This window comes from Alphaproteobacteria bacterium (assembly GCA_005883305.1).
Taxonomy (GTDB): domain Bacteria; phylum Pseudomonadota; class Alphaproteobacteria; order Sphingomonadales; family Sphingomonadaceae; genus Allosphingosinicella.
In genome coordinates this window covers 42,664-66,523 of record VBAC01000001.1, presented here as the reverse complement: position 1 = coordinate 66,523, position 23,860 = coordinate 42,664, and the positions used below count along the sequence as shown (strand labels likewise).

Genomic DNA, 23,860 nt, shown 5'->3' with positions numbered 1-23,860 from the left:
TCGAGTCTCGCCGAGCGGGGCGCCGCACCGCGCGGCGTCCCCACATTCGGCGATTCCTATCTCCCCCCGGCCTCAAAGGCCCGCCGCCCAAGTGGCAGGATTTGGCGGCGGGGCCAAGCGCCAAAGGCCTCAGATCACCGTGAAATCGCTTGCGGATATCGGCGGATTGCCCAGCAGCGTGGCGAACTGGACCGCCGCGCCGGCGCCATTGCCGTCGGCGTCGAACCAGAGCGCGCCGGTCGACTGATCGTAGACGATCCGGTCGTCCGCATCCTGCGCCGCCGCGCCCACGACGAACGCATTGGCATTGAGCGGCCCCGTGGCGAGACCGGCGAACACCGCGTCGTCGAGGGCGATCAAATCGGTGCCCGACAGGAAATCGGCGATCGCATCGACATTGCCGCCGCCCAGGGCCGTGGTGAACGCGAATGTGTCCGAGCCGGCATAGCCGACCAGATAATCCGCCCCCGCCCCACCGTTCAGCACATTGGCGCCGTCATTGCCGAAGATTTCGTTGGCGATGTCGTTGCCGGTGAGATCGAGTGCATTGGTCGCCGACTGCGACACGGCCGAGAGGACTTCCACGCTTTCGCTGCCGCTCAGAGCATAGCTGGCCCGGGCGAAGACGACATCCCGCCCGCCCCCTGCGCTTTCGGCGACATAGTCGTCCGCGCTGTCGACGACATAGAGGTCGTCGCCGCCGAGGCCGATGAGGGTGTCAGCGCCGCCGTTGCCCTCGATGAAGTTGGCCCCGGCATTGCCGAAGATGATCTGATCGAAGCCGTTGCCGATCAATGCGGTGGTCGCTGTCCCGCTCTGGCTGACGGTCGACATGATCTCGACCTCCGCGCCCGCGCTCAGCGTGTAGCTGTCGCGCGCGAAGACGACATCCGTCCCGCCGCCGACAGCCTCGACGATCACGTCGTCATTGCCCTCGACGACATAGACGTCGTTCCCGCCCAGCCCGATCAGATAGTCGACCCCACCGGCGCCCTCGAGGAAGTTGGCGCCCTCATTGCCGTAAATCTCCTGGCCGAGCGCGTTGCCGAGCAACACCAGTCCCGCGGTTCCGGACTGCGCGAAGGCCGAGAGAATCTCGACCTCCGAGCCGGCGGCGAGCTGGTAGGAAACGAGCGAATAGACGACGTCGCGCCCCTCGCCCGCGGCTTCGTTCACCACGTCCGCCGCATTGTCGACGCCGTAAGAATCGTCGCCGGTTCCCCCGAACATATTGTCCGTACCGACGCCGCCGACCAGCAGGTCGTTGCCCCCCAGGCCGCGGATCGTGTCGTCGCCGCCGAAGCCGTCGATCAGGTCGGCGCCCGCGCTTCCCGTAAGGATCTCCGAAAAGTCCCGGAAATTGAACGAGGAGAGGCCCGGATCGTGATCGGAGAGTGGCGTGGGATCGCCCGAGTTGAAGCCGGTGTTGAGGTGGACGACGTCGTAGCTGGCGACCGCGGTCAACGTGCCGTTGACGATGATATGGTCGATCGCCTGGCTTCGCCCGTCGAAATTGTAGGTGTAACGCTCGGCCTCCGGAAGGGTCAGCGTGAGGTTGTCGAAGCGGGCGCCGCCGACGCGCGCGGTGCCGTCGGCCATCGTGTAGCCGGTGACGGTGGTGAGCGGCCGGTAGAAGTAGAAATCGTTATAGTCGCCGCCCGAGACGATGCCCGATCCCGGCGCGTTCGTCTCGATCAGGTCGAGCATCGAATAGACGTCCTGGGCGACCGCGTTGCGCGAGGTCCAGCCGGCGTTGGTCGGCTCACCGGCCGCGGGGTTCTGGTTGAACTGCCAGAATTCGTCCGAGCCGCCCTTGGCCGGGAAATGGTTGGCGGTGACGAAGACGGTGTTGCCGTTGAAGGTGAACTGGCCGAGCAGCGAGCGGCGGGTCCCCGACCAGTCGGCGGTCTGGATCTCGCTCCCGAGCATGTCGTCGGAGAAGGCGATCAGGTCGCCGGCATCGCGCACGCCGTCGCCGATCCGGTCGGTATATTGGCGCCGCTCGGTGAGCGTGGCGTCGGCGGCGAGGTCGCCGAGCTGGACCCGGTCGGTATTGTAGAGGAAGCCGACCCGGATGTTGCCGCCCGGCTCGCCGCCCTCGGCATTGTTGACCGGCGCCTGATCGACCCACTGGTAATGCGCGCCGGTGAGCGTGTTGAGGGCGTCGACGAGCATCTGCCAGGTCGTCGAAGCGTCGGTGGTGCCGTCGTTCGTCGCGCCGTTATTGTCCTGCATCTCCTCGATCGAGATGATGTCGGGGCTGTTGAGGTTGTTGGCGATGGCCGAGGCGAGCGCGGCGAAGCGCGCCGCGCCGTCGCCCGGATCGAGATTCTCGACGTTGAAGGTGGCGACGGTGAGGCTTCGGCCGTCATCGCCGAGCAAAGTCGTCTCCTGGCCGGTCGTATGATCGACGAACGTGCCGGAATCGATGTCGGTGACGAACAATTTGCGGTCGGTGAAGTCGAAATCGACGATTCCGGTAACGTCGCCCAGATAGTCGCCCATGGAGGCGTTGTTGGTGAGGCCGGCGGGCGCGTCGATCGCGAAGCCCGAGAAATCGACCTCGATGATGTCCGGATTGACGTCGCCGTCGGACAGGTGGCGGCCGCCGGAGATCGTGTCGTCATTGGGATCGAGCGTGTCGGGCGGGCCGACCGGCGGATCGCCGGCGATGGTGTAGCCGCCGCGGCTGTTGATCTGGTCGGCGTCCGCATGCTGCTGCGAATAGGCCTGGAAGATCGGCTGGCCGCCCGAGGTGGAGACGAAGCCGTCGGCGACGACCATGTCCGGGATCGTGACTAGCATCCCCTCGACCGTCTCCCAGAAGGAGAGCGCGTAGAGCGAGGCGTCGAACGTGTCGCCGGCGCCGTCCGAAGAATCGGTATAATCCGGCTGGACCAGAGTCATGATCGCCGTCGGCATCGGGTGCCCCGCGTCGAGCACCAGCGCCGGCAAGCCGTTGCCCGAGCTTTCGACGACGATCGAGCTCGGGCTGGTCAGCGCCGTTATCGGCATGTTGTTGGCGAAGCCCTGATATTCCATCACGTGGGCGGTGACGGTGACGAGATCGCCGACCGCCACTCCGGCGGCCTGGGTGCCGACGCCGGCGTCGTTGCGGGTCATCACGAAGATGCCCTCGGAGGTGAAGTTGTTGCCGTCCCAGTCGGTGATTTCCTCCTGGATGTAGAAGCCCTGGCGGGTGCCGTCGTTATCGACCGCGGTGACGATCGCCCGGACGATCACCGTTCCGGCCGACTGAATGTTGAAGCCGGTGATTCCCTCACCGGCCAGGATCGGGCTGAAATAGGCCGTGCCCTGGATGTCGTGGATGAAGATCGGGTCGTCGCCGGCGATCGTGCCGATTCCGGTGCCGTCGGTGATCAGCGCGAAATCGGTCGCGTTGGAAAGGACGAGTTGAAGAGTCTCGGCGAGCTCGGCGTCGGTATCGCCGTTGATCGTGACGCTGACCTGCTGCGACATCTGGCCGTCGGCGAAATGGAGCGTTCCGGAGTCGGCGACATAATCCTCGCCGGCAATCGCGGTGCCGTCGGCGGTGTGCCAGTCGACGTCGAACGCGCCGGTGCCTCCCGTGCGGGTGACCGTGAAGGTCATCAGGCTGGTGCCGCTGTCGCCCTCCGCGATGGTGACGTCGTCGATCGTCACCAGCGGCGGCGGGCCGTCGTCGTTGACGATGGTGCCGGTGGCGCTGCCGTCGCCGATCGCGGCGCCCGCGCTCGGGTTGGAGAGGAGCACGGTGAAATTCTCGTCGCCCTCCGGCCCGACGTCGCCGTCGATGCTGAGGGTGATCGTAGCCGTCGTCTCGCCGTCGGCGAAGCTGACCTGGCCCGACAGCGGAGTCGCCGGGGTGAAGTCGCTTGCATCGGCGTCGAACGGCCCGCCGCCGAAGGAGACCGAATAATCGGCGGTGACCGCGCCGCTGCTGTCGCCGGCGCGGGTGACCGTGAACGTGATCAGGGTCGGGCCGGCATCACCCTCGATCGCCGCCGCGTTGGCGATCGACAGGCTTGGGCCGCTGACCTGGCTCGAGACGACGATGTCGTCGATCCCGACCCATTCGTCATTGCCCGCCGCATTTGTGGTCAGGATCCGGATTTCCAGAGTCGCCGCGTTGTTCGCGTCGGCCGGAAGGGTGACGTCGAGCGCCGTGACCTGGGTGGCGCTGCCGCCGGTGGTGACGTCGGCGAAATAGCCGCCCGGGACGTTGGTCCAGGCGCCTCCCGGGCTGGTCCGGTACTGGACGTTCACCTGCTGGGCGGAATCGTCCGCGGTGGTGTCGATGTCGCGAAGATTGGCCTGGAGACGGACGCCGCTGCGGCCGGTCGCATCCATGTAAAGGACGATCGACGGCGCGTCGGCGGTGCCCGAGCCCTGCAGGCCGATCGTCGGATCGGCGATCTGGAACTCGCCGACGCCGCCCGACGTGCTGGTCGTCGCGCTCAAATTGGCGATGACGTCGATCGCGCCGAGATTGGCGTCGGTCCGCAGACGCGGATCGACGTTGGTTGTGCTTCCGGCGTCGATGTCGCCGAGATAGCCGATGATGTAGGGAACGCCGCTCCAATTGTCGTTGGCGGTGATCTGGTTCGTGTCGGTCCAGTTCTGGCTGAACGAGCCGCTCGCGAGCGAATAATAAGCCGAGCCGTCGTCGTTGGTGATCGTGCCGGTCGCGGCGCCGTCGCCGATCGAGCCGCCGACGGGGTTGGAGAGCGTGACCGTGAGAGTCTCGTTATTCTCGGGCGAATCGTCGCCGATAATGGGCACGCTGATCGTCTGCGAGGTTTCGCCGGGAGCGAAGCTGATCTGCCCGGCGACGGCGACATAGTCGCTCCCCGCGAGCGCGGTGCCGTTCGAAGTGGCGTAATCGTAGGTGACCGCCCCGTTCGATGCGTGGTCGAGAGTAACGGTGAAGACGAGATAGGTGACCCCGTCGTCGCCCTCCGCCAGGGCGGCGTCGCCGATCGTTGCGACGGGCGGCGAATCGTCGTTGGTGATCGTGCCGGCGCCGGTGTCGTCGGTGATCGTCGCTCCGCCGGTGGGGCTCGACAGGGTGACGGTGAATCCTTCGTCAGGCTCGACCAGGGCGTCGCCCTGGACCTGGACGGTGATCGTCTTGCTCGTCTCGCCGTCCGCGAAGCTGACGCTTCCGCTGAGCGGCTGGGCGCCGGCGAAATCGCCGGCGTCGGCATTGGCGCCGCCCGGCAGGTTGAGCGTCCAGGTCGCGCCGACCGCGCCCTCGCTGCCGCCGCTGCGGGTGACGGTGAAGGTGAAATCGGTGGTCCCCGAATTGCCCTCGGCGAGGGTCACGTCGTCGATCGCCAGCGTTCCCGGCGTGTCGTCGTTGGTGATCGTGCCCTGGCCCTGGCCGTCGCCGACGGTCGCTCCGGTGACGTTGGTGACGTTGACGAAGAAGGTCTCGTTGGCCTCGGGCGCGTTGTCGCCGTTGACGGTGACCTGGAACGAATAGGTCGAGCTGCCCGCGGGGATGGTCTGGCCGGTCAGCGAGATGCCGACATAGTCGTTGTCCTCGGCGGCCGGATTGTCGTCCTGAGCGGTGCCGTCGGCGGTGGCGATGTCGAAGGTGACCCCGCCCGGGCCGGCCGGCGCGCTGAGGCTGACGGTGAAGGTGTAGGTCACAGTCCCCGAATCGCCCTCGGACTGGGTGACGTCGTTGACCGTAAGCGTCGGAAGCCCGCCCGAGCTGGTCGGCGTGATCGAGAAATTGTCGATCGCCAGGCCGTCGTCCGATCCCGTGGCGTCCTGATCGACCCAGCGGATCCAGAAGGTCGCGCCGTTGGCGATCGTCAGGCTGGAGATGGTCGTGGCGATGCCCGCGACCCGGTTGGCCGCGAGGTTGCCGTCGAGCGAGGTTGCCGAGCCGGCGACGACGGGCGGCGAGAAATCGAGCGCGTTGACGTCGATCCAGGTGCCGGTGGTCAGGCTGGTCGCGTCGAAGCTGATCTGGAAATCCAGCTTCTCGGGAACGGTGGTGTGGACTCCGCCGAAGCGCCACTGCTCGCCGTCATAGCTGATCGCCAGCGCGGTGATGGTGCCGCCGGTGGTGTTCGTGAACGCCGCGCCGATGGTCGAGATCAGGGTGCCGCTGCGAAGCTGGCCGAATGCACGCTCGCTGCTCGCCTGGCTGCCGTAGCTGTAGGTGTCGCCGGTCGTGCTTCCGCCGCCGACCGTGGGATCGACCGCATATTGCTCGTTGTCGCGCGCGCCTCCGCCGGTTTCGTTGAAGGTCCAGCCGTCCGGCGTCGTAGTGTTGTTGCTGGTGTTGGCCGTGTTGGCGAGGCTGTCGAAATCCTGGCTGTAGGTGGCGCCGGAGAGGTTCAGGGCGATCGTCGGCGGGACGGCGTTCTGCGGAACGGGGCCCGCCGCGCTCTGCGGCGCGGGCGTGGTGGAGAAGCTTCCGCCGATCCAATTGTCCGGGTTCAGCGAAACGCGGAAATCGGACTCGTTCTGATTGGCAAGGCTGGAGGCGAGCAGCTTCGACTTCATCGGAAATCCCCCTTGAGGTGGCACGCGCGCAGGCCGACGGGCCGCGCGACTCCATTTGGCATAAGGCGGAGGATGTCAGCCGATCATGACGGCGGCAAGACGCTAAGTTCGGAATTTAGGGTTATTTTTCCGCGCGGGGCGCATTCGGCCCGGCGGCACGGAAGGTAGGCGAGGCCCCGGCATGAAGGGCCTCGCCTATCACTGTCAGATCATTGTGAAGTCGCCGGCGGCGATCGGCGGATGGCCCAGCAAGGTAGCGAACTGCACCGCCGCGCCCGCGCCGTTGCCGTCGGCGTCGAAATAAAGCGCGCCGGTCGCGCTGTCGTAGACGATGCGGTCGTCGGCATCCTGCGCCGCCGTGCCGGTGACGAACGCATTGGCGTTGAGGGCCCCGGGGGTGAGCCCGGTGAACACCGCGTCGTCGAGCTGGATCGTGTCGGTGCCCGAGAGGAAATCGGCGATCTGATCGACATTGCCGCCGCCCAGAGCGGTGGTGAAGGCGAAGGCGTCCGCCCCGCCATAGCCGACCAGATAGTCGCCCCCCGCGCCGCCGTTCAGCACGTTGGCGCCTTCATTGCCGTAGAGCTCGTTGCCGAATTCGTTGCCGGTGAGGTCGAGCGCGCCGGTCGCGCCCTGCGACTGGGCCGAGAGCACCTCGATCTGCTGGCCGGCGCCGAGCGCGTAGCTCGAACGGGCGTAGACTACGTCGTGGTTCCCCTCGCCGGCGCCCTCGATCACCACGTCGCCCTGAGTCTCGACGACATAATTGTCGTTGCCGCCGAAGCCCTGCAGATAATCGGCCCCGCCGCCGCCATCGAGGAAGTTGGATTCGGTGTTGCCGTAAAGCTCCTGGCCGAGCTCGTTGCCGGTCAGATCGATGATCGTCCCGCCGCCCTGCGAGATCACCGACAGCACCTCGACCTCGGCCCCGGCATTGAGCGTGTAGCTGGCCCGGGCATAGACTACGTCGCGCCCGCCGCCGGTTCCCTCGACGACCCGGTCGCCGGCATTGTCGACGATATAGACGTCGTTGCCGCCGAAACCGACCAGATAGTCCGCGCCGCCGCCGCCATCGAGGAAATTGCCCCCCGCATTGGCATAGATTTCGTTGGCGAAGCCGTTGCCGGTCAGCTGGAGCGCCGTCGCCGCGGCCTGCGACTGGGCGGAGAGCACCTCGATCTCCATTCCGGCGGTCAGCGTGTAATTCGCCAGCGCGATGACGGTGTCGCGGCCGGCGCCCAGGCCTTCGACCGTCACGTCGTTGCCGTTATCGACGACATAGGTATCGTTGCCGGAGAAGCCGACCAGATAATCGGCCCCCGCCCCGCCGTCGATGAAATTGGCGCCCTCATTGGCGTAGATTTCGTTGGCGAAGCCGTTGCCGGTCAGCTGAAGCGCGGAGGTTCCGGCCTGCGAGAGCGCCGAGAGGACCTCCACCTCGGAGCCGGCGGCCAGCGAAAGGCTGGATCCGGCATAGACGACGTCGCGGCCGCCGCCCACGGCCTCCATCACCACGTCGCCCTCATTCTCGGCGATATAGACGTCGTTGCCGCCATAGCCGGCGAGATAGTCCGGCCCGGCGCCGCCATCGATGTAATTGGCGCCGTCATTGCCGTAAATCTCGTTGGTGAAGGCGTTGCCGACGAGCTGGAGCGGCGCCGTCCCCGCTCGTGAGGAGGCGGCCAGCACCTCGATCTCCTGCCCCTCGGCAAGCACGTAATCCGCCTGCGTATAGACCACGTCGCGGCCCTGGGCAGTGAGCTCGAACACCCGATCGTCGCTGCGGTCGACGAGGAAGATGTCGTCGCCGCGCCCGCCGCTCATCGTATCCCGCCCGGCGCCGCCGTCCAGCACGTCGTTGCCGGCAAGGCCGGCCAGCTGGTTGTCCGCCGCGTTGCCGATGATCTGGTTGTCGAGGGCGTTGCCGGCTCCGTTCAGCGCCGTTCCGGCGAGGATCAGATTTTCGACATAATCGGGAAGCGTGTAGTCGATCGAGGCCAGCGCCGTGTCGTTGCCGTCATATTTCAGCTCGGTGATCGTGTCGCCCGCGTGATTGACGACATAGACGTCGTCGCCCTTGCCGCCGGCAAAGGCGTCGGCGGCGCCGGTCCCTTCGAAGCGTTCGTCGCGAACGGTAAGATCGATCAGCTGGAGCTTGCCGGTGGAATTGTCGTGGATGAGCAGGGTCTTGCCGTCGGCGCTCTGTACGATCTGGTCGCCCGATCCGGGATTGTTGTGCCAGTCGGTGGTGCCGACGGCAAAGCTGTCGACGACGAGGCCGGTGGCCACCTCGATCTTGTTGAGCTGGCCGGAGTCGAGGCGGGCGTAGAGGAACTTGCCGGTGGGATCGAAGGCGAGGCCGTCGACGGGGCCATCGATCGTCATGCCGCGAATGAAATGCAGGTTGAGATCGTAGAGGTTGATCGTGCTGTGGTAGATGAACTGCGCGACGAGGCCGCCCGCCTCGCTGATCGCCTGATGGCCGTAGTTGAAGCCGACACTTCCGCCGTTTGGACCGCCCGTCTGATAGTCATCGCCGTGGGCGACGACCGTTCCGGTGCGGTCGTCGTAAATGGCGAGCGGCCCATTCGAGATGCCCGACTCGGCGAAGAGGGTGAGATGCCTGTCCTCGACCATCACCGAGCTGTTGCTGTAGTAGACGCCGCCCGGCAGCGTCGAATAGGTTTGGTTCACAAGGTCGAAAACCGTGACCTGCTGCTGTCCGCCGGTGAGGATCGCCTTCTGGCCGTCGACGATTTCGATGTCGAGATAGGCATTGCCGGCGCGGGTGAAGGTTGTGACGGCGCCGGAGCCCGTGTCGATGCGATAGAAGGTCGAGCTCTGGGACGCGGGAGGGGGCGTATAGCCGCCGCCGGGCGTGGAGGGCGGCCCGAAGCGCTCCACCGCGAGCAAAAAGCCCCCGTCTTCCGAAAGCGTAAGCGCTCCGAGCGACGTCCCTACGTTCCAGGTGGCGAGCTTGGCATGGCTGGCCGCATCGAAGACGTCGACCTTCCCGTCATATTTCGACACGTAGATGCGCGTTTGATCGGCGCTGAACGCAACCGAGGCCGCGCCGCTCGTCTCGAGCGTGAAAATTCCGTAGGCAGAGCCGGTTCCAGGCATTCTATCCCCCAAAGCTGATGGACCTTGAAGTGCCAATCAAGGCTTCTTCGGTCAAGATTTGTTTGAAACTCAAACGGTTGAACGGATGAAGGGGACCGGCGCGAACCTATCCCCTTTCCGCTTCAAGGTTAGACCTTCGGGCCAAGGGACATTTTTGCAATGCGCGACACCGATTTGTCCGTTGGCGACAGCCGCGCCAGCACAACCGAATCCCAGAGCATGCGATATTATCGCGGTAAAACGGTGCGTTAGGCGAGCGGCAGCTCGCGCTGCTCGGGATCGAAACGGTGCCAGCCGCCGGGCCCGAGCTTCTCGAGCGGGCGGAAGCGGGACTTGTAGGCCATGCGCTTCGAATCCTCGACCCAATAACCGAGATAGACGTAAGGAAGGCCGGCGCGGCCGGCGCGGAGAATGTGATCGAGGATGATGTAGGTGCCGAGGCCCGAGCGGTGCCCGTCGTCAGGCTCGAAGAAGCTGTAGATCATGCTCAGCCCGTCCGACTGCTGGTCGGTCAGGCAGGCGCCGACCAGGCGCCCGGGCCGGCCTCCGACGGAAGGCTCGCGATATTCGACGATGTAGGTCTTGACCGGGCTCTGCTCGACCATGTCCGAGAAATCGTGCTCGTCCATCTCGACCATCCCGCCTTCGGGGTGGCGGACGCGCAGATAGCGGCGAAGCAGCTCATATTGTTCCTCGGTCGCCCACGGCTTGCAGGCGGTGACCTCGAGGTCCGCGTTGCGGCGGATGACCTTGCGCTGGGTCCCGTTGGGCTGGAACTCGCCGGCGACGACCCGGACCGAGATGCACGCGGCGCAATCGAGGCAGGAGGGGCGGTAGGCGACGTTCTGGCTGCGGCGAAAGCCGATCCGGCCGAGCGCGTCGTTCAGATCGCCCGCATGGGGCCCGTTCAGCTCCGTGAACACCTTCCGCTCCGTCTTGCCCAGCAGATAGGGGCACGGCGAGGGCGTCGTGACGAAGAAACGGGGAAATCTGAAGGGTGCGCTCAAGGCGACTCCGCATCGGTGTTTTGGCCCGCGCCTTTATGATCCCGGCGCGCCTCGTTGGAAAGCGGTTACGGGCTCGACAACCAAGGATCGGGGCCGCCGTTCCACGATGGCACGGCCGCCTATTCGATTGCTACCGGATGGACGATGAACCCGGCAGAAACGAGCGCCTCGGACAGCCGGTCGAGCTGCGCCGAATCGCGCGCCTCGCACTCGACGTCGATCGCCGCATCCTTGGCCGGAAGGCTGGTGAACACGCGCTGGTGATAGACCTCGACGATGTTGACCCTGTGCTCGTCGAACAATTTCATCACCGCGGCGAGCGCGCCGGGCCGATCCTGGAGCTGGATGCGAAGGCGAGTCATCCGCCCGGAGCGGGCCAGATCGCGAAGCAGCACGTTGGCGAGCAGGTGAGTGTCGATGTTGCCGCCTGAAAGGACCAGGCCGACGGTTCGGCCGCGGAAGCGGTCGGGATGGGCGAGCAGCGCCCCGAGCCCGGTCGCGCCCGCGCCCTCGGCCACCGTCTTCTCGGCCTCGACATAGAGGACGATCGCCCGCTCGATGTCGCGCTCGGGGACGAGCAATATGTCGTCGACGAAATGGTTGATGACCCCGGCAGTGATCATCCCCGGCGATTTCACCGCGATGCCCTCGGCGATCGTGTCGCCGGCGCAAGGCATCTGCTGGCGGGAGAATTTGGCGTACATGGACGGGTAGAGCTCGGCCTGGACTCCGACCAGCTGGATGCCCGGGTTCAGCGCCTTGGCCGCGACTCCGATCCCGGAAATCAGGCCGCCGCCGCCGATCGGAACGACGAGTGTGTCGACGTCGGGCGCGTCGGCGAGCAGCTCGAGCCCGACCGTCCCCTGCCCGGCCATCACCTCGAAATCGTCGAACGGGTGGACGAAGGTCAGTCCGCGCGCGTCGGCGACGCGAAGCGCCTCGGCGTAAGCTTCGTCGTAAACCTCGCCGTGGAGGATGACCTCCGCGCCATGGCCCTCGGTCTGGCTGACCTTGATCGTCGGCGTGGTGGCCGGCATCAGGATCGTCGCCGGCACGCCGAGCCTCGCCGCGTGATAGGCGAGCGCTTGGCTGTGGTTGCCGGCCGAGGCGGCGATCACGCCCCTTGCGCGCCTGGCTTCGTCCATCAGCAGCAGCTTGTTGAGCGCGCCGCGCTCCTTGTAGGCGCCGGTATGCTGGAGGTTCTCGAACTTGACGTAGACGGTGGCGCCGGTCGCTTGAGAGAGCGTTCGGCTGAGCATGGTCGGCGTCCGCACCACGGCGCCGGCGATCCGCCCCGCCGCGGCTTCGACGTCGGCGAGGCCGATCGGCAGGTCTGACTGGGGCGCCGGGCTCGCCATCGCGCCCGTCTAGAGCATCTGGCGCCTCGCGCAAACAAGCCTTATCGCCGCTTCATGCTCCGCAAGATCCTCGCTTTCCTCGCCCTCGCCTTCGCCGCGCCCGCGCTGGCCGACACGCTCGTCGACAACGTCAACGGCTACACGATCCGCGCCGACGGGCACGCCTTCCGCTTCAACGGCATCTGGATCGGAGACGACGGGCGCGTGCGCCAGCTCCTGAATCGCGGCGACCGCCGGCCGGAGCGCCCGCGCTATCTGCTGAACGGCCGCGGGCGGACACTGCTGCCGGGGCTGATCGACGCTCACGGCCACGTCATGGGCCTGGGGCTCGGCGCTCTGGTGCTCGACCTTTCCGACACGACTTCGCTTGCGGAGGCGCAGGAGCGGATCCGCGCTTATGCCGCGGCCAATCCGACGCCGCGCTGGGTGATCGGACGCGGCTGGAACCAGGAGCGCTGGGGCCTCGGGCGCTTCCCCACCGCGGCCGATCTCGACGCGGCGGTTGCCGACCGGCCGGTGTGGCTCGAGCGGGTCGACGGCCATGCCGGCTGGGCCAACGGCGCGGCGATGCGTGAGGCCGGGATCACGCCGCAGACGCAGGCGCCCAACGGCGGGCGGATCGAGCGGACCGGGCGCAATCCCAACGGCATCTTCGTCGACGCCGCGACGGGCCTGATCGAGCGCGCCGTGCCGCCGCCGCTGCCGATCGTTCGCGACCGCGCCTTCGCCCGGGCGCAGGAGATATTGCTGTCCTACGGAGTCACCGCCACCGCGGACATGGGCACCACCACCGAGGATTGGGCCGTGATGCGTCGGGCGGGCGACGACGGGCGGCTGAGCGTGCGCATCCTCTCCTACGCGTCGGGAATCGACAATCTGCTGGCGGTGGCCGGCACGCGCCCCACGCCCTGGCTCTATGACGGACGCCTGAGGATGGTCGGCGTGAAGCTCTATCTCGACGGCGCTTTGGGCTCGCGCGGCGCTTGGCTCAAGCAGCCCTATCGCGACGCGCCGGGCCAGCGGGGCCTGCCGTTGCTCACCGACACGGTGCTCAAGAATCTGATGAGCCGCGCGGCGATGGACCATTTCCAGGTCGCGGTGCACGCGATCGGCGACCAGGCGAACGCCACCCTGCTCGACGCGATCGAGGAGATGTCGCACACCTATGACGGCGACCGGCGCTGGCGGATCGAGCACGCGCAGATCGTCGATCCCGCCGATCTGCCGCGCTTCGCCCGGCATGGCGTGATCGCCTCGATGCAGCCGACCCACGAGACCAGCGACTGGCGCATGGCCGAGGCCCGGATGGGGATCGACCGGCTGCAGGGCAGCTATGCCTGGCGCTCGATGCTCGACAACCGCGTTCCGCTCGCCTTCGGCTCCGACTATCCGGTCGAAAGCCCCAATCCCTTCCCCGGCCTCGCCGCCGCGATCAGCCGCGAGGATGCCCAGGGCCAACCGCCCGGCGGCTGGATGCCCGCGCAGCGGCTCACGCTGGAGGAGGCCTTCGCCGCCTTCACCCGCGGCGGCGCCTATGCGGGCTTCGCCGAGGACCGGCTGGGAACCTTGGAGCCCGGCCATTTCGCCGACTTCATCTTCGTCGACCGCGACATTTTCGCCGAGGGCACGACTGCGCGGCAGATCGCCGAGACGCGAGTGATGGAAACCTATCTGGGCGGCGCGAAGGTCTGGGAGCGCGGGGCTAGCCGCCCAGAGCGGTAAGACGCCCGACGGTCAGGATTTGCGGCAGCACTTCGGCGTCGCGGCCGGGCGGGTAATAGAGGTAGAGCGGAACGCCCGAGCGGCCCTGGCGCTCGAGGAAGCGGCCGATCGTGGGGTCGCCGCGAGTCCAGTCGCCGGCCAGCACCTTGATGCCCCGCGAGCGGAAGGCCTCGGCGACCCCGGCGCCGGCCATCGCGCCGCGCTCGTTGACCTTGCAGGTGAGGCACCAATCGGCGGTGAAATAGACGAACACGGGTGTCCGCGAGGCCCGGAGCGCGTTCAGGCGCGCTTCGCTGAAGGGCTCGGCCGCCAGCCGCCCTTCCGCGCTTGCGGCGGCTGGCGCCCCCGTCGGCAGCAGGAGGAAAGGCGCGGCGATCGCGGCGAGCGCGAAGAGCAGCGCCAGCAAGCGTCCGCCCCGGCCGACCCACCACAAGGCGAGGCCCAGCAGAAGCGCTCCACCGAGCCCGATCGCCATCCCGTCGATTCCACTCTCCGCGCCGAGCACCCAGGCGAGGCCCAGAGCGGTGAGGAACATCGGCACCGAGAGGATGCGCTGGAAGGTCGCCATCCAGGCCCCCGGCTTCGGGAGCAGCCGGCGCAGGGGCGGCACGAATCCGAGCAGCAGGAAAGGAAGAGCGAGGCCGAGGCCGAGGCCGGCGAAGACCGCCAGCGCGCCGGCCGCCGGGAGGACCAAAGCCGCGCCAAGTGCCGCGCCCATGAAAGGCCCGGTGCAGGGCGTCGCGACGAACGCCGCAAGCGCGCCGGTGAAGAAGGCGCCTGCGAGGCCGCCCCGCCGGGTCAGCGCTTCGCCCGCGCCGATCGCCGGCAGATGAAACAGACCCGCCAGGCCGAGCGCGGTGGCCGTGCTCAGCAAGAGGAGGACGAGGATCACGCGCGGGTCCTGCAGCTGGAAGGCCCAGCCCACGGCCGCGCCCCCCGCGCGCACCGCAAGCAGCACCGCTCCGAGCGCGACGCAGGTGGCGATCACGCCGGCCGCATAGGCCAGCGCTTCGCGCCGCGCTCCGGCCGCCGTCTCGCCGGCCCGGGCAAGGCTCAGCGCCTTGAGGCTGAGGATGGGAAAGACGCACGGCATGACGTTGAGGATCAGCCCGCCGAGCAAGGCGCCGAGCAGCGCCCAGAGGATGCCGCCGCCTCCGTCGCCGGAAGCGGTGGACGTTTCGCCTTCCGGCGCCCCCGCAGCCGGCACCGCGCCGCGCGTCGCGGTGAAGGCCAGCCCGCGGCCCGGCCCGACCTGGAGAACCCCCTCGAGCGAAGTAAGCGATGCCGCGCTCGGCCCCGCCCCGGTCTCGACGATCACGAAGGAGCCGTTCCGCGAGATGCGCTGGGGGGGAGCGTAGCGCAGCGCATCCAAGGTGGCCGCGTAGAAATAGGGCGTCTCGATCGGCGTTTCGGCCGGCAGCGGCAGCGCGATCCGGATTCGGCCGCCCGCCGTCTCGAACCGCCCCGCAGTCGGCACGGGCGCGGGGAGCGCCCGGCGGTAGCCGTCGAACGCCGGGTTGGCCGCCCCGGGTGCGCCGATCGCGACCTGGGCGGTGACCGCCGCAGTCTCCGGCACGCACACCTCGTCGGTGCAGACGAGATAGTCGATCCGGGCGTCGATCGGGAAGGTTCCGCCCGGCTCGGCGCCGTCGGGGACCCTCACCCGCGCCAGCACAGCATAATCGCTGTCGAAGACGTAGTTCATCAGCCCCGCGACCGTCAGCCGGCCCGGCACCGGGAACTGGAGGGCGCCGGCCCGCCAGCCCTCCGGCAGGCGCCAGGTCACGCGCGGCGTATCGCCGGCATCCCCCGGGTTGAGCCAATAGCCGTGCCAGCCGGGTTGCGGGCGCATGACGAAGGCCAGGGTGAGCGCAGAGCCCGGGGCCACGGCGCCGGTCTCCGGCACGAGGCGCACGGCCATGTGGCGGCTCGCGGGCTGGGCCAAAGCCGCGCCGCCGAGCATCATCAGGATGAGAAGGAGCAACCCCCGGGACCGATTCATCGTCGCGCTATAGCCCGCCGCGAGCCCGCGAGGGAGTGGCTTCCCAAGCGGCCGGGCGCGCCCTAGCCTTTTGGTCATGCCGACCCATGCCGAGACCCTCCCCGACCGAATCAGGCTGCCGATCGATTTCGACCCGAAGCCGCTGGCGGCGGACCTGGAGCGGTTCGAGCCGGCCGATTGGACGCGCCACTACGTGCGCGACAATTACGAGGGCGAATGGAGCGCGGTTCCGCTACGCGCCGCGGCCGGCGAAACCCACCCGCTCCGCATGATCGGGGTCCATTCGTCTGACAAGGGATTCATCGACACGCTTTATCTCGATCGCGCACCGGCGCTTCGGGCCGCCCTGTCGCAGTTTCATTGTCCGCTGAAGGCGGTGCGGCTGATGCGTCTCGGCGCCGGCTCGATCATCAAGGAGCATGACGACCACGACCCCGAAGCCGAGCGCGGCGCCGCCCGCCTCCATGTTCCGATCACCACGAACCCGGAGGTCGAGTTCCTGCTCAACCGCAGTCCTGTGCCGATGACGCCCGGCAGCGCATGGTATCTGCGCCTTTCAGACCCACACAGCGTCGCCAATCGCGGAGCGAGCGATCGCGTTCACCTGGTGATTGACACCTGGAGGAGCGACTGGCTCGACCGGATGCTGCACGCGGGCGCCGCCCGGGCCGCCTGAACGCGATGAACGCACGCGCCCTCATTCCGATCGCCTTGCTGGGCGCGGCCGCGCCGCCCGCCGGCACGGCCTATTATGCGGTCGTCGCCGACGACGGAACGATCATCGGCTATGCCACGCACGAGGAACGGCGAAGCGGCGACGGACCGGAGAGCGTGGATCGCTCCGAAATGCGCCTGCAGGAGCAGGATCAGCCGGAGTTCCGGGTGCTGTCGGAAACAATCGTCCGCCGCGACGCGTCGGGCCGGACAATCTGGATCAGCGAGCATTCGCAAACCGAATCCGGCTGGTCGCGGAGCGAGGCGCGGATCGCGGACGGCGCCGCCGAGATCACCTACCGCAGCGGGCCCGAGCGCTTCGCCGTCCAGGTACCTTTGCCCGCCGGCGTCCGCTTCGACGGCGGGCAGGGACTGCTGCACGGGTGGGACCGGCGCGCGCCGCTGGAGTTCGAGGATTTCAACCTTTCGGCGATGGCGGTCGAGCATGTGGTGATCGAGGCGGCGCCCGGCGCGGCGGTGGATGAGGAGGGGCGGATCGCGGTCCTGCGCAGGCGCTACGACGGCCGCGACCTGCGCGCGATCTCGCGGCTATTGCTGGATCGCGGCAATCGCGTGGTCGAGCTTACCCAACCGAGCTTCGGCACCGGCATCACCTTTCGCCCGACCGATCGCGCGACGGCGCTCAGGCCGCGGCCGGCCTACAGCGTGATGCGCAATGCCGTCGTCCAATCGCCCTACCGCATATCGGACAACGCCCTGCGGGGTCATATCCGCTATCATTTCCGCTTCCGCGACGACCTTCGTTTCGATTTGCCCCAAACCGGCGAGCAACGGGTGACGGCCGCTGAGGCCACGACCCCCGGCGAGGTGACGGTCGACATCTGCGCCGCCTGCGGACCCGGCCTCGCCGGCGACGATGAAGCCTTCCGGGCGCGGGCGCTGCGCCCGACGCGCTGGCTGCAGAGCAATCATCCGCGGCTGCGGGCGATCGCGGCGCCGTTCGCCGGGATGGACGTTTCCGGCACGCGCAAAATGGAGCGGCTCGCGGTCAGGGCGCGGCAGCTGATGCCGCGGGTGGAGTTCGGCGGCCATTATTCGGCGCTCGAGACTCTGGCGCGCCGCGCAGGCGACTGCACCGAGGCGGCCGTCCTGCTCGCCGCCTTGGGCCGCGCCGCAGGCATCCCCACCCGGGTCGCCAGCGGCCTGGTCTATTCACGCGACGCCTATCACGGCGTCGGCAACGTCTTCACGCCGCACAGCTGGGTGCTCGCCTATGTCGACGGCCAATGGCGCAGCTTCGATGCGGCGCTCGAATATTTCGACGCCACCCATATCGCGATCGTCGTCGGCGACGGCGACGCGCGCTCGATCGAGGCGGCCAACCAGCTGGCCAGCCTGCTTCAGTGGAACGGGATGACCGAGGTCAGGGCCCGTCCGGCGATAGGCAACTAGGGACAGTTACGAGTAACTGTCCCCAATCACTCCACTCACACTGCCTATCTGCCCGGCTGCGCGTCCTCATAGGAAACGGGCAGTTCGGGCAGGCGCCGGTCCGACTGACGGTCGGCCGGACGAGCCGCGCGCCGGTCGCGCATCGCGCCGATCACGGTGATCGTCTGGATCCGGCTCCCGGTCTGGACCTCGCTGGGCCCGGTCGGAGCCGTCGGCTGCTCCTGCGCCGCCGCCGGGAGCGCCAGGGCGAACCCGATTGCGCCAAGTGCGGCAATCCGAAGTCTGGAAGATTTTGTCATGGTCTATCTCCTTTCCGGAACGGCAAGGATAACAGATTTTTCGAGCGAAATCAGTCCAAATTCGGCCGCAGCCAGCGCTCCGCCTGCTCCAGGCTGACGCCGCGCCTCGCGGCATAGTCTTCGAGCTGGTCGCGGCCGATTCGGGCTACTCCGAAATACTGGCTGTCCCTGTGGCCAAAATAGAAGCCGGAGACGGCCGAGGTCGGAAGCATCGCGAAATTGTCGGTCAGGGTCACGCCCGCCGGATCGCCGCCGAGCATCTTGAACAGCATCGGCTTCAAGCTGTGGTCGGGGCAGGCCGGATAGCCGGGCGCCGGGCGGATGCCGGTGTAGCTTTCGCGGATCAGGTCCTGGTTGGTCAGGTGCTCCACGCCGGCATAGCCCCAGACGCTCTCGCGGACATGGCCGTGGAGGCGCTCGGCGAAGGCCTCGGCGAGCCGGTCGGCAAGCGCTTTCAAGAGGATGTCCGAATAATCGTCATGCTCGGCCTTGAACCGCTCCAGATGCGGCTCGATGCCGTGGACGGCGACCGCGAAGCCGCCGATCCAGTCCTCGCCCGCCGGGTCGATGAAATCGGCCAGGCACATATTGGCGCGGCCCTCGCGCTTCTTCACCTGCTGGCGGAGCATCGGCAGGCGAGTCTCGTCGTTTCCGGCGAGGACGAGCAGATCGTCCTCCTCGCGCCGGCAGCGCCACAGGCCGACCGTTCCGCGGATCGTCAGCCAGTGCTCGGCGACGATCCTGTCGAGCATCGCCTGGGCGTCGGCGAAGAGGCTCTGCGCGCTCTCGCCGACCACCTCGTCGTCGAGGATCGCCGGGTAATTGCCGGCCAATTCCCAGGCGCGGAAGAAGGGGGTCCAATCGATATGATCGCGAAGCTCGCGAAGCGGCCAATCGTTGAAATGATGGATTCCGGGGCGCTGCGGCGCCGGCGCCTTGCCTTCGGCATCCCAGGGGAAGGCGTTGGCACGGGCCTCGGCGAGCGTCGAAAGCTCGTTTTGGCCCTTGTTGGCGCGGGTTTCGCGGATCTGGGTGTATTCGGCCGCGGTGCGCTCGATCAGCGGCTCCTTCTGAGTGTCCGAGACGAGGCTGGAAGCGACGCCGACCGCACGGCTGGCGTCGAGCACGTGGATCACCGGCCCTTCGTATGCGGGGTCGATGCGGAGCGCGGTGTGGACCCGGCTGGTGGTCGCGCCGCCGATCAGCAGCGGCAGGGTCAGCCCCTCGCGCTGCATCTCGCTGGCGACCGTGACCATCTCGTCGAGCGAGGGCGTGATCAGGCCGGAGAGGCCGATCATGTCCGCCTCGTTTTCGTTGGCGGCCTTGAGGATGTCCTGCCACGGCACCATCACGCCGAGGTCGATCACCTCATAGCCGTTGCACTGAAGGACCACGCCGACGATGTTCTTGCCGATATCGTGGACGTCGCCCTTGACCGTGGCCATCACGATCCGGCCCTTGGCGGTCGATATCCCGCTCTTCTCCTTCTCGGCCTCGATATAGGGGATCAGGTGGGCGACCGCCTTCTTCATCACGCGGGCGGACTTGACGACCTGCGGAAGGAACATCTTGCCCGATCCGAACAGGTCGCCGACGACGTTCATCCCGTCCATCAGCGGGCCTTCGATCACCTCGATCGGGCGCGGCGCCTTGAGGCGGCACTCCTCGGTATCCTCGACGACGAAGGCGTCGATGCCCTTGACCAGCGCGTGCTCCAGCCTTTTCTCGACCGCCCAGCCGCGCCATTCGGCCTCGGCCTTCTCGCGAACCGGATCGGAGCCGAGATATTTCTCGGCGAGCGTGACGAGACGCTCGGTGGAGTCGTCGCGGCGGTCGAGGATCACGTCCTCGCAAGCCTCGCGAAGCTCGGGGTCGATCGTGTCGTAGACATCGAGCTGGCCGGCGTTGACGATCGCCATGTCGAGCCCGGCGGGAATTGCGTGATAGAGGAAGACCGAGTGCATCGCCCGGCGCACCGGCTCGTTGCCGCGGAACGAGAAGCTGAGGTTGGAAAGACCGCCCGAGATGTGGACGTGCGGGCAGCGTTCCTTGATCTCCGTGCAGGCCTCGATGAAATCGAGCGCATAGCGGCGATGCTCCTCGATGCCGGTCGCGACCGCGAAAATGTTGGGATCGAAGATGATGTCCTCAGGGGGGAAGCCCTCGGCGACGAGAAGCTTGTAGGCGCGCTCGCAAATCTCGACCTTGCGCTCCTTGGTGTCGGCCTGGCCGGTTTCGTCGAAGGCCATGACGACCACTGCGGCGCCATAGCCCTGGACCGCGCGGGCGTGGGCGAGGAACTCCTCCTCGCCTTCCTTCATGCTGATCGAATTGACGATCGGCTTGCCGGAGACGCACTTCAGGCCCGCCTCGATCACGCTCCATTTCGAGCTGTCGATCATGAACGGGACTCGCGCGATGTCGGGCTCGGCGGCGATCAGCTTCAGAAAGGTGACCATCGCATGCTCGGCATCGAGCAGGCCCTCGTCCATGTTGATGTCGAGAACCTGGGCGCCGTTCTCGACCTGCTGGCGAGCGACTTCCACCGCGGCGGCATAGTCGCCGGCCATGACCAGCTTCTTGAACCGGGCCGAGCCGGTGACGTTGGTCCGCTCGCCGATATTGACGAAAGTGGCGGTTGCTCCCTCTCCCCTCTCGGGAGAGGGTTGGGGAGAGGGGGAGTCGTCGGACATCGCGGTGAAGGTCATGGTGTCTCTGGTTGAAAAATGGCGGGGCACTGCCCCTCTCCCAACCCTCTTCCCGGAGGGGAGAGGGCTTTAGGCGGCGAGGATCATCGGTTCGATGCCGGCGAGGCGGGTGCGGCGTTCGGGCGTCGGAATGGCGCGCGGCGGATAGTCGCATACCGTTCGCGCGATGGCGCCGATATGCGCGGGCGTGGTTCCGCAGCAGCCGCCGACGATGTTGACGATGCCCTGCTCGCACCATTCGCGGACCTGCCGCGCCGTATCCTCCGCCGCCTCGTCATAGTCGCCGAGATCGTTGGGAAGGCCGGCATTGGGATAGGCCATGATCAACGTGTCGGCGATGGCCGAGAGAGCGGTGATGTGCGGGCGTAGCTGGGCGGCGCCGAACGAGCAGTTGAGCCCGATCGACAGCGGCCTGGCGTGGCGGACCGAGGCCCAGAAGCTCTCGATCGAATGGCCCGAAAGGTTGCGCCCGGAAAGGTCGGTAATGGTCATCGAGAGCATGACCGGAAGCTGCGGCGCGGCGCTCCGCGCGGCGTGGATCGCGGCCTTGGCGTTCAGCGTGTCGAACACCGTCTCGATCAGGATGATGTCGACGCCGCCTTCGACGAGGCCCTCGATCTGCTCGGCATAGACGTCCGAGACGAGATCGAAATCGACCTCGCGATAGCCGGGATCGTTGACGTTCGGCGAGAGCGACAGGGTCTTGTTGGTCGGCCCGAGAGCGCCCGCGACCCAGCGGTCCGGCCCCGCGACCTCGCGCATGATCCGCGCCGAGGCGGCGTTGATGTCGCGCACCAGGCTTTCCGCGCCGTAATCGGCCTGGCTGATGCGGTTGGCATTGAACGTGTTGGTGGCGAGGATGTCGGCGCCAGCGTCGGCGAAGCTCTGGGCGATCTCCCGCACCAGCTCCGGGCGGGTCAGGTTGAGGAGGTCGTTATTGCCCTTCTGTTCGCGCGACAGGCCGAGGTCGCCGGCATAATCGGCTTCCCTCAGGGCGCGCTGCTGAATCTGGGTGCCGTAGGCGCCATCCTTGACGAGGATTCGCTTGCCGGCTTCGGCCCTAAGCCGTTCGGCGATGTTCATGACTCTCTTCCTTCGGCCTCAGGCCGAGCAGGTGACAGATGGCGTAGCTGAGCTCAGCCCGGTTGAGCGTGTAGAAATGGAATTGCCGCACCCCGCCCCGGTAGAGCTGGGCGCACAGCTCGGCGGCGACGGTGGCGGCGACGAGCTGGCGGGCGGCCGGCAGATCGTCGAGCCCCTCGAACAGCCGATCGAGCCAGGCGGGGATGCTCGCCCCGCACATCGCGGCGAACTTGCGGGTCTGGGCGACGTTCGAAACGGGCAGGATCCCCGGAGTCATCTCCGCCGAAATGCCGGCCGCTGCGACCTGGTCGCGGAACCTCAGGAAGCAATCGGGCGAGAAGAAGAACTGGCTGATTCCGCGGTCGGCTCCGGCGTCGATCTTGCGCTTGAGATTGTCGAGATCGGCCACCTGGGTCGGCGAATCCGGGTGGCATTCGGGATAGGCGGCGACCGAAATCTCGAACGGCGCGACCTTCTTGAGGCCGGCGACCAGCTCGGCGGCATTGGCATAGCCCTGCGGGTGCGGGCTGAACGGCTTGCCCGCCTCGGGCGGATCGCCCCGCAGAGCGACGATGTGGCGGATTCCGGCGTCCCAATAGGCTCGCGCGACATCGTCGATCTCGCCCCGGCTCGCCTCGACGCAGGTCAGATGCGCCGCGGCCTGAAGGCTGGTCTCGCGCTGGATCCGGGCGACCGTGTTGTGGGTGCGCTCGCGGGTCGATCCGCCGGCGCCGTAGGTGACCGAGACGAAGCGGGGGGCGAGCGGCTCGAGCGTCTTGACGCTCTCCCACAAGACCTGCTCCATCTTCTCCGTCTTGGGCGGGAAGAATTCGAAGCTGACCTCGATGTCCCCGGCCGCATCCTCGAACAGGGGCCGAGCGGGCTGCGACAAGGCGGTGGCGAGCGGGCTCATGCGACCTGCCTGATTCGCGTTTCGGGCTGAAGCCCGAGCCAGATGGTGACGGTGAGCTCCCCGCCCTCGAGATGCTCGACCACGCGGCCCTCAAGCCCTGCCTCCTCGAAATGCCTGAGGATCGCCTCGTCGGCGAAGCCCAGGCGGACATGGGCGTCGGTCGCGCGCAGCTCCTCGCGCTCGTGCGGCGCGAAATCGACGATCAGCAGGCGCCCTCCGGGGCCCAGCAGCCGCGCCGCCTCGGCCACCGCCGCCGCCGGGTTTTGCGCGTAATGAAGCACCTGGTGGATGATCACCGTGTCCGCGGCGGCCGAAGGCAGCGGAAGCGCGTACATATCGCCCTGCCTGAGCTCGACCGCACCCAGGCCCGCCTCGGCCAGCTTGGCGCGGGCGAGGCGGAGCATCTCGGGGCTTCGGTCGATGCCCAGCGCCTTGTCGGCGGCGGGACCGAACAGCTCGATCATCCGTCCGGTGCCGGTGCCGATGTCGACCAGCCTTCCCACCGGGGCGCCTTCCAGCGCTCGGCGGCAGGCGGCCTCGACCTCGCTTTCGGCGACGTGGAGCGAGCGAAGCGCGTCCCAGACGCCGGCGTGGCTGGCGAAATAGCGTGTCGCGGCGGCGGCGCGGTCGGCCCGCACTGCGGCGAGGCGGGCCGCGTCGGCGGCGACGGAGGGATTGTCCCCGTCCAGGTCGCTCCACCGGTCGAGCAGCTGAAACAAGGGCTCGGTGCGCGCGCGCGAGCCGAGGCTGAGGAACACCCAGCTCCCCTCCTTGCGCCGCTCGGCGAGGCCGGAATCGATCAGGATCTTCACATGGCGCGAGACCCGCGGCTGGCTCTGCCCAAGCACCTGCGCGAGCTCGCCGACCGAAAGCTCCATCGCGCGCAGCAGCATGAGCATGCGAAGCCGCGTCGGGTCTGCAAGGGCAGCGAAGATGGAAGAGGCGAGAGCCATATATGCAGACATAAAGATATCTTTATATCGGTCAATGGCCAAG

General features: G+C 67.6%; 13 protein-coding genes. 3 read left to right on the top strand and 10 right to left on the bottom strand.

Annotation, left to right across the window (positions count from 1 at the left end):
- Positions 1–129: 129 nt before the first annotated feature.
- From E6G92_00275 to E6G92_00260, 4 genes are all read right to left on the bottom strand, one after another.
- A complete protein-coding gene (locus E6G92_00275; protein ID TMJ18332.1) occupies positions 130–6,522 on the bottom strand; it encodes a hypothetical protein in 6,393 nt (2,130 codons plus the stop codon).
- Positions 6,523–6,726: 204 nt separating this feature from the next.
- Positions 6,727–9,645 (bottom strand): hypothetical protein, encoded by a 2,919-nt coding sequence (locus tag E6G92_00270; protein TMJ18331.1) that lies wholly within the window; start codon positions 9,643–9,645, stop codon positions 6,727–6,729.
- A gap of 248 nt (positions 9,646–9,893) precedes the next feature.
- Positions 9,894–10,652 carry an arginyltransferase gene (locus tag E6G92_00265; protein ID TMJ18330.1) on the bottom strand — a complete coding sequence of 253 codons (759 nt, stop codon included), beginning with the start codon at positions 10,650–10,652 and terminating at the stop codon, positions 9,894–9,896.
- A 119-nt stretch (positions 10,653–10,771) separates the two neighbouring features.
- On the bottom strand, positions 10,772–12,010 hold the full coding sequence (locus tag E6G92_00260; protein TMJ18329.1) for a threonine ammonia-lyase: 1,239 nt from the start codon (positions 12,008–12,010) through the stop codon (positions 10,772–10,774).
- A 54-nt stretch (positions 12,011–12,064) separates the two neighbouring features.
- Between E6G92_00260 and E6G92_00255 the strand changes: the two genes are divergently transcribed.
- On the top strand, positions 12,065–13,732 hold the full coding sequence (locus tag E6G92_00255) for an amidohydrolase (protein TMJ18328.1): 1,668 nt from the start codon (positions 12,065–12,067) through the stop codon (positions 13,730–13,732).
- On the opposite strand, the gene E6G92_00250 is transcribed toward E6G92_00255, so the two are convergent.
- Positions 13,713–15,734 carry a thiol:disulfide interchange protein gene (locus E6G92_00250; protein TMJ18327.1) on the bottom strand — a complete coding sequence of 674 codons (2,022 nt, stop codon included), beginning with the start codon at positions 15,732–15,734 and terminating at the stop codon, positions 13,713–13,715. The two genes, E6G92_00255 and E6G92_00250, sit on opposite strands and share 20 nt — an antisense overlap.
- A 76-nt stretch (positions 15,735–15,810) precedes the next feature.
- Here E6G92_00250 and E6G92_00245 point away from each other — a divergent pair, with 76 nt between their 5' ends.
- Both E6G92_00245 and E6G92_00240 read left to right on the top strand, forming a co-directional pair.
- Complete coding sequence (locus E6G92_00245; GenBank protein TMJ18326.1) at positions 15,811–16,410, top strand: aspartyl/asparaginyl beta-hydroxylase domain-containing protein; 600 nt, start codon at positions 15,811–15,813, stop codon at positions 16,408–16,410.
- A 5-nt stretch (positions 16,411–16,415) separates the two neighbouring features.
- Positions 16,416–17,861, top strand: coding sequence for a transglutaminase domain-containing protein (locus E6G92_00240; protein ID TMJ18325.1), 1,446 nt, complete (start codon positions 16,416–16,418; stop codon positions 17,859–17,861).
- 44 nt (positions 17,862–17,905) lie between these two features.
- Here E6G92_00240 and E6G92_00235 read toward each other — a convergent pair whose 3' ends face one another.
- From E6G92_00235 to E6G92_00215, 5 genes are all read right to left on the bottom strand, one after another.
- Positions 17,906–18,160, bottom strand: a complete 255-nt coding sequence (locus tag E6G92_00235) for a hypothetical protein (GenBank protein ID TMJ18324.1) — start codon at positions 18,158–18,160, stop codon at positions 17,906–17,908.
- Positions 18,161–18,210: 50 nt separating this feature from the next.
- Complete coding sequence (metH, locus tag E6G92_00230) at positions 18,211–20,853, bottom strand: methionine synthase (GenBank protein TMJ20632.1); 2,643 nt, start codon at positions 20,851–20,853, stop codon at positions 18,211–18,213.
- 84 nt (positions 20,854–20,937) lie between these two features.
- On the bottom strand, positions 20,938–21,951 hold the full coding sequence (locus tag E6G92_00225; protein ID TMJ18323.1) for a 5-methyltetrahydrofolate--homocysteine methyltransferase: 1,014 nt from the start codon (positions 21,949–21,951) through the stop codon (positions 20,938–20,940).
- Complete coding sequence (gene metF / locus E6G92_00220; GenBank protein TMJ18322.1) at positions 21,929–22,864, bottom strand: methylenetetrahydrofolate reductase [NAD(P)H]; 936 nt, start codon at positions 22,862–22,864, stop codon at positions 21,929–21,931. The genes E6G92_00225 and metF overlap by 23 nt, the downstream gene beginning before the upstream one ends.
- On the bottom strand, positions 22,861–23,829 hold the full coding sequence (locus E6G92_00215) for a metalloregulator ArsR/SmtB family transcription factor (GenBank protein ID TMJ18321.1): 969 nt from the start codon (positions 23,827–23,829) through the stop codon (positions 22,861–22,863). The genes metF and E6G92_00215 overlap by 4 nt, the downstream gene beginning before the upstream one ends.
- Positions 23,830–23,860: the final 31 nt, after the last annotated feature.

Excerpts from the sequence above, each read along its gene's own strand:
- E6G92_00275 (TMJ18332.1), bottom strand. The coding sequence starts at position 6,522 with ATGAAGTCGAAGCTGCTCGCCTCCAGCCTTGCCAATCAGAACGAGTCC.
- E6G92_00270 (TMJ18331.1), bottom strand. The coding sequence starts at position 9,645 with ATGCCTGGAACCGGCTCTGCCTACGGAATTTTCACGCTCGAGACGAGC.
- E6G92_00260 (TMJ18329.1), bottom strand. The coding sequence starts at position 12,010 with ATGGCGAGCCCGGCGCCCCAGTCAGACCTGCCGATCGGCCTCGCCGAC.
- E6G92_00255 (TMJ18328.1), top strand. The coding sequence starts at position 12,065 with ATGCTCCGCAAGATCCTCGCTTTCCTCGCCCTCGCCTTCGCCGCGCCC.
- E6G92_00250 (TMJ18327.1), bottom strand. The coding sequence starts at position 15,734 with ATGAATCGGTCCCGGGGGTTGCTCCTTCTCATCCTGATGATGCTCGGC.
- E6G92_00245 (TMJ18326.1), top strand. The coding sequence starts at position 15,811 with ATGCCGACCCATGCCGAGACCCTCCCCGACCGAATCAGGCTGCCGATC.
- E6G92_00240 (TMJ18325.1), top strand. The coding sequence starts at position 16,416 with ATGAACGCACGCGCCCTCATTCCGATCGCCTTGCTGGGCGCGGCCGCG.
- E6G92_00235 (TMJ18324.1), bottom strand. The coding sequence starts at position 18,160 with ATGACAAAATCTTCCAGACTTCGGATTGCCGCACTTGGCGCAATCGGG.
- metH (TMJ20632.1), bottom strand. The coding sequence starts at position 20,853 with ATGTCCGACGACTCCCCCTCTCCCCAACCCTCTCCCGAGAGGGGAGAG.
- E6G92_00225 (TMJ18323.1), bottom strand. The coding sequence starts at position 21,951 with ATGAACATCGCCGAACGGCTTAGGGCCGAAGCCGGCAAGCGAATCCTC.
- metF (TMJ18322.1), bottom strand. The coding sequence starts at position 22,864 with ATGAGCCCGCTCGCCACCGCCTTGTCGCAGCCCGCTCGGCCCCTGTTC.
- E6G92_00215 (TMJ18321.1), bottom strand. The coding sequence starts at position 23,829 with ATGTCTGCATATATGGCTCTCGCCTCTTCCATCTTCGCTGCCCTTGCA.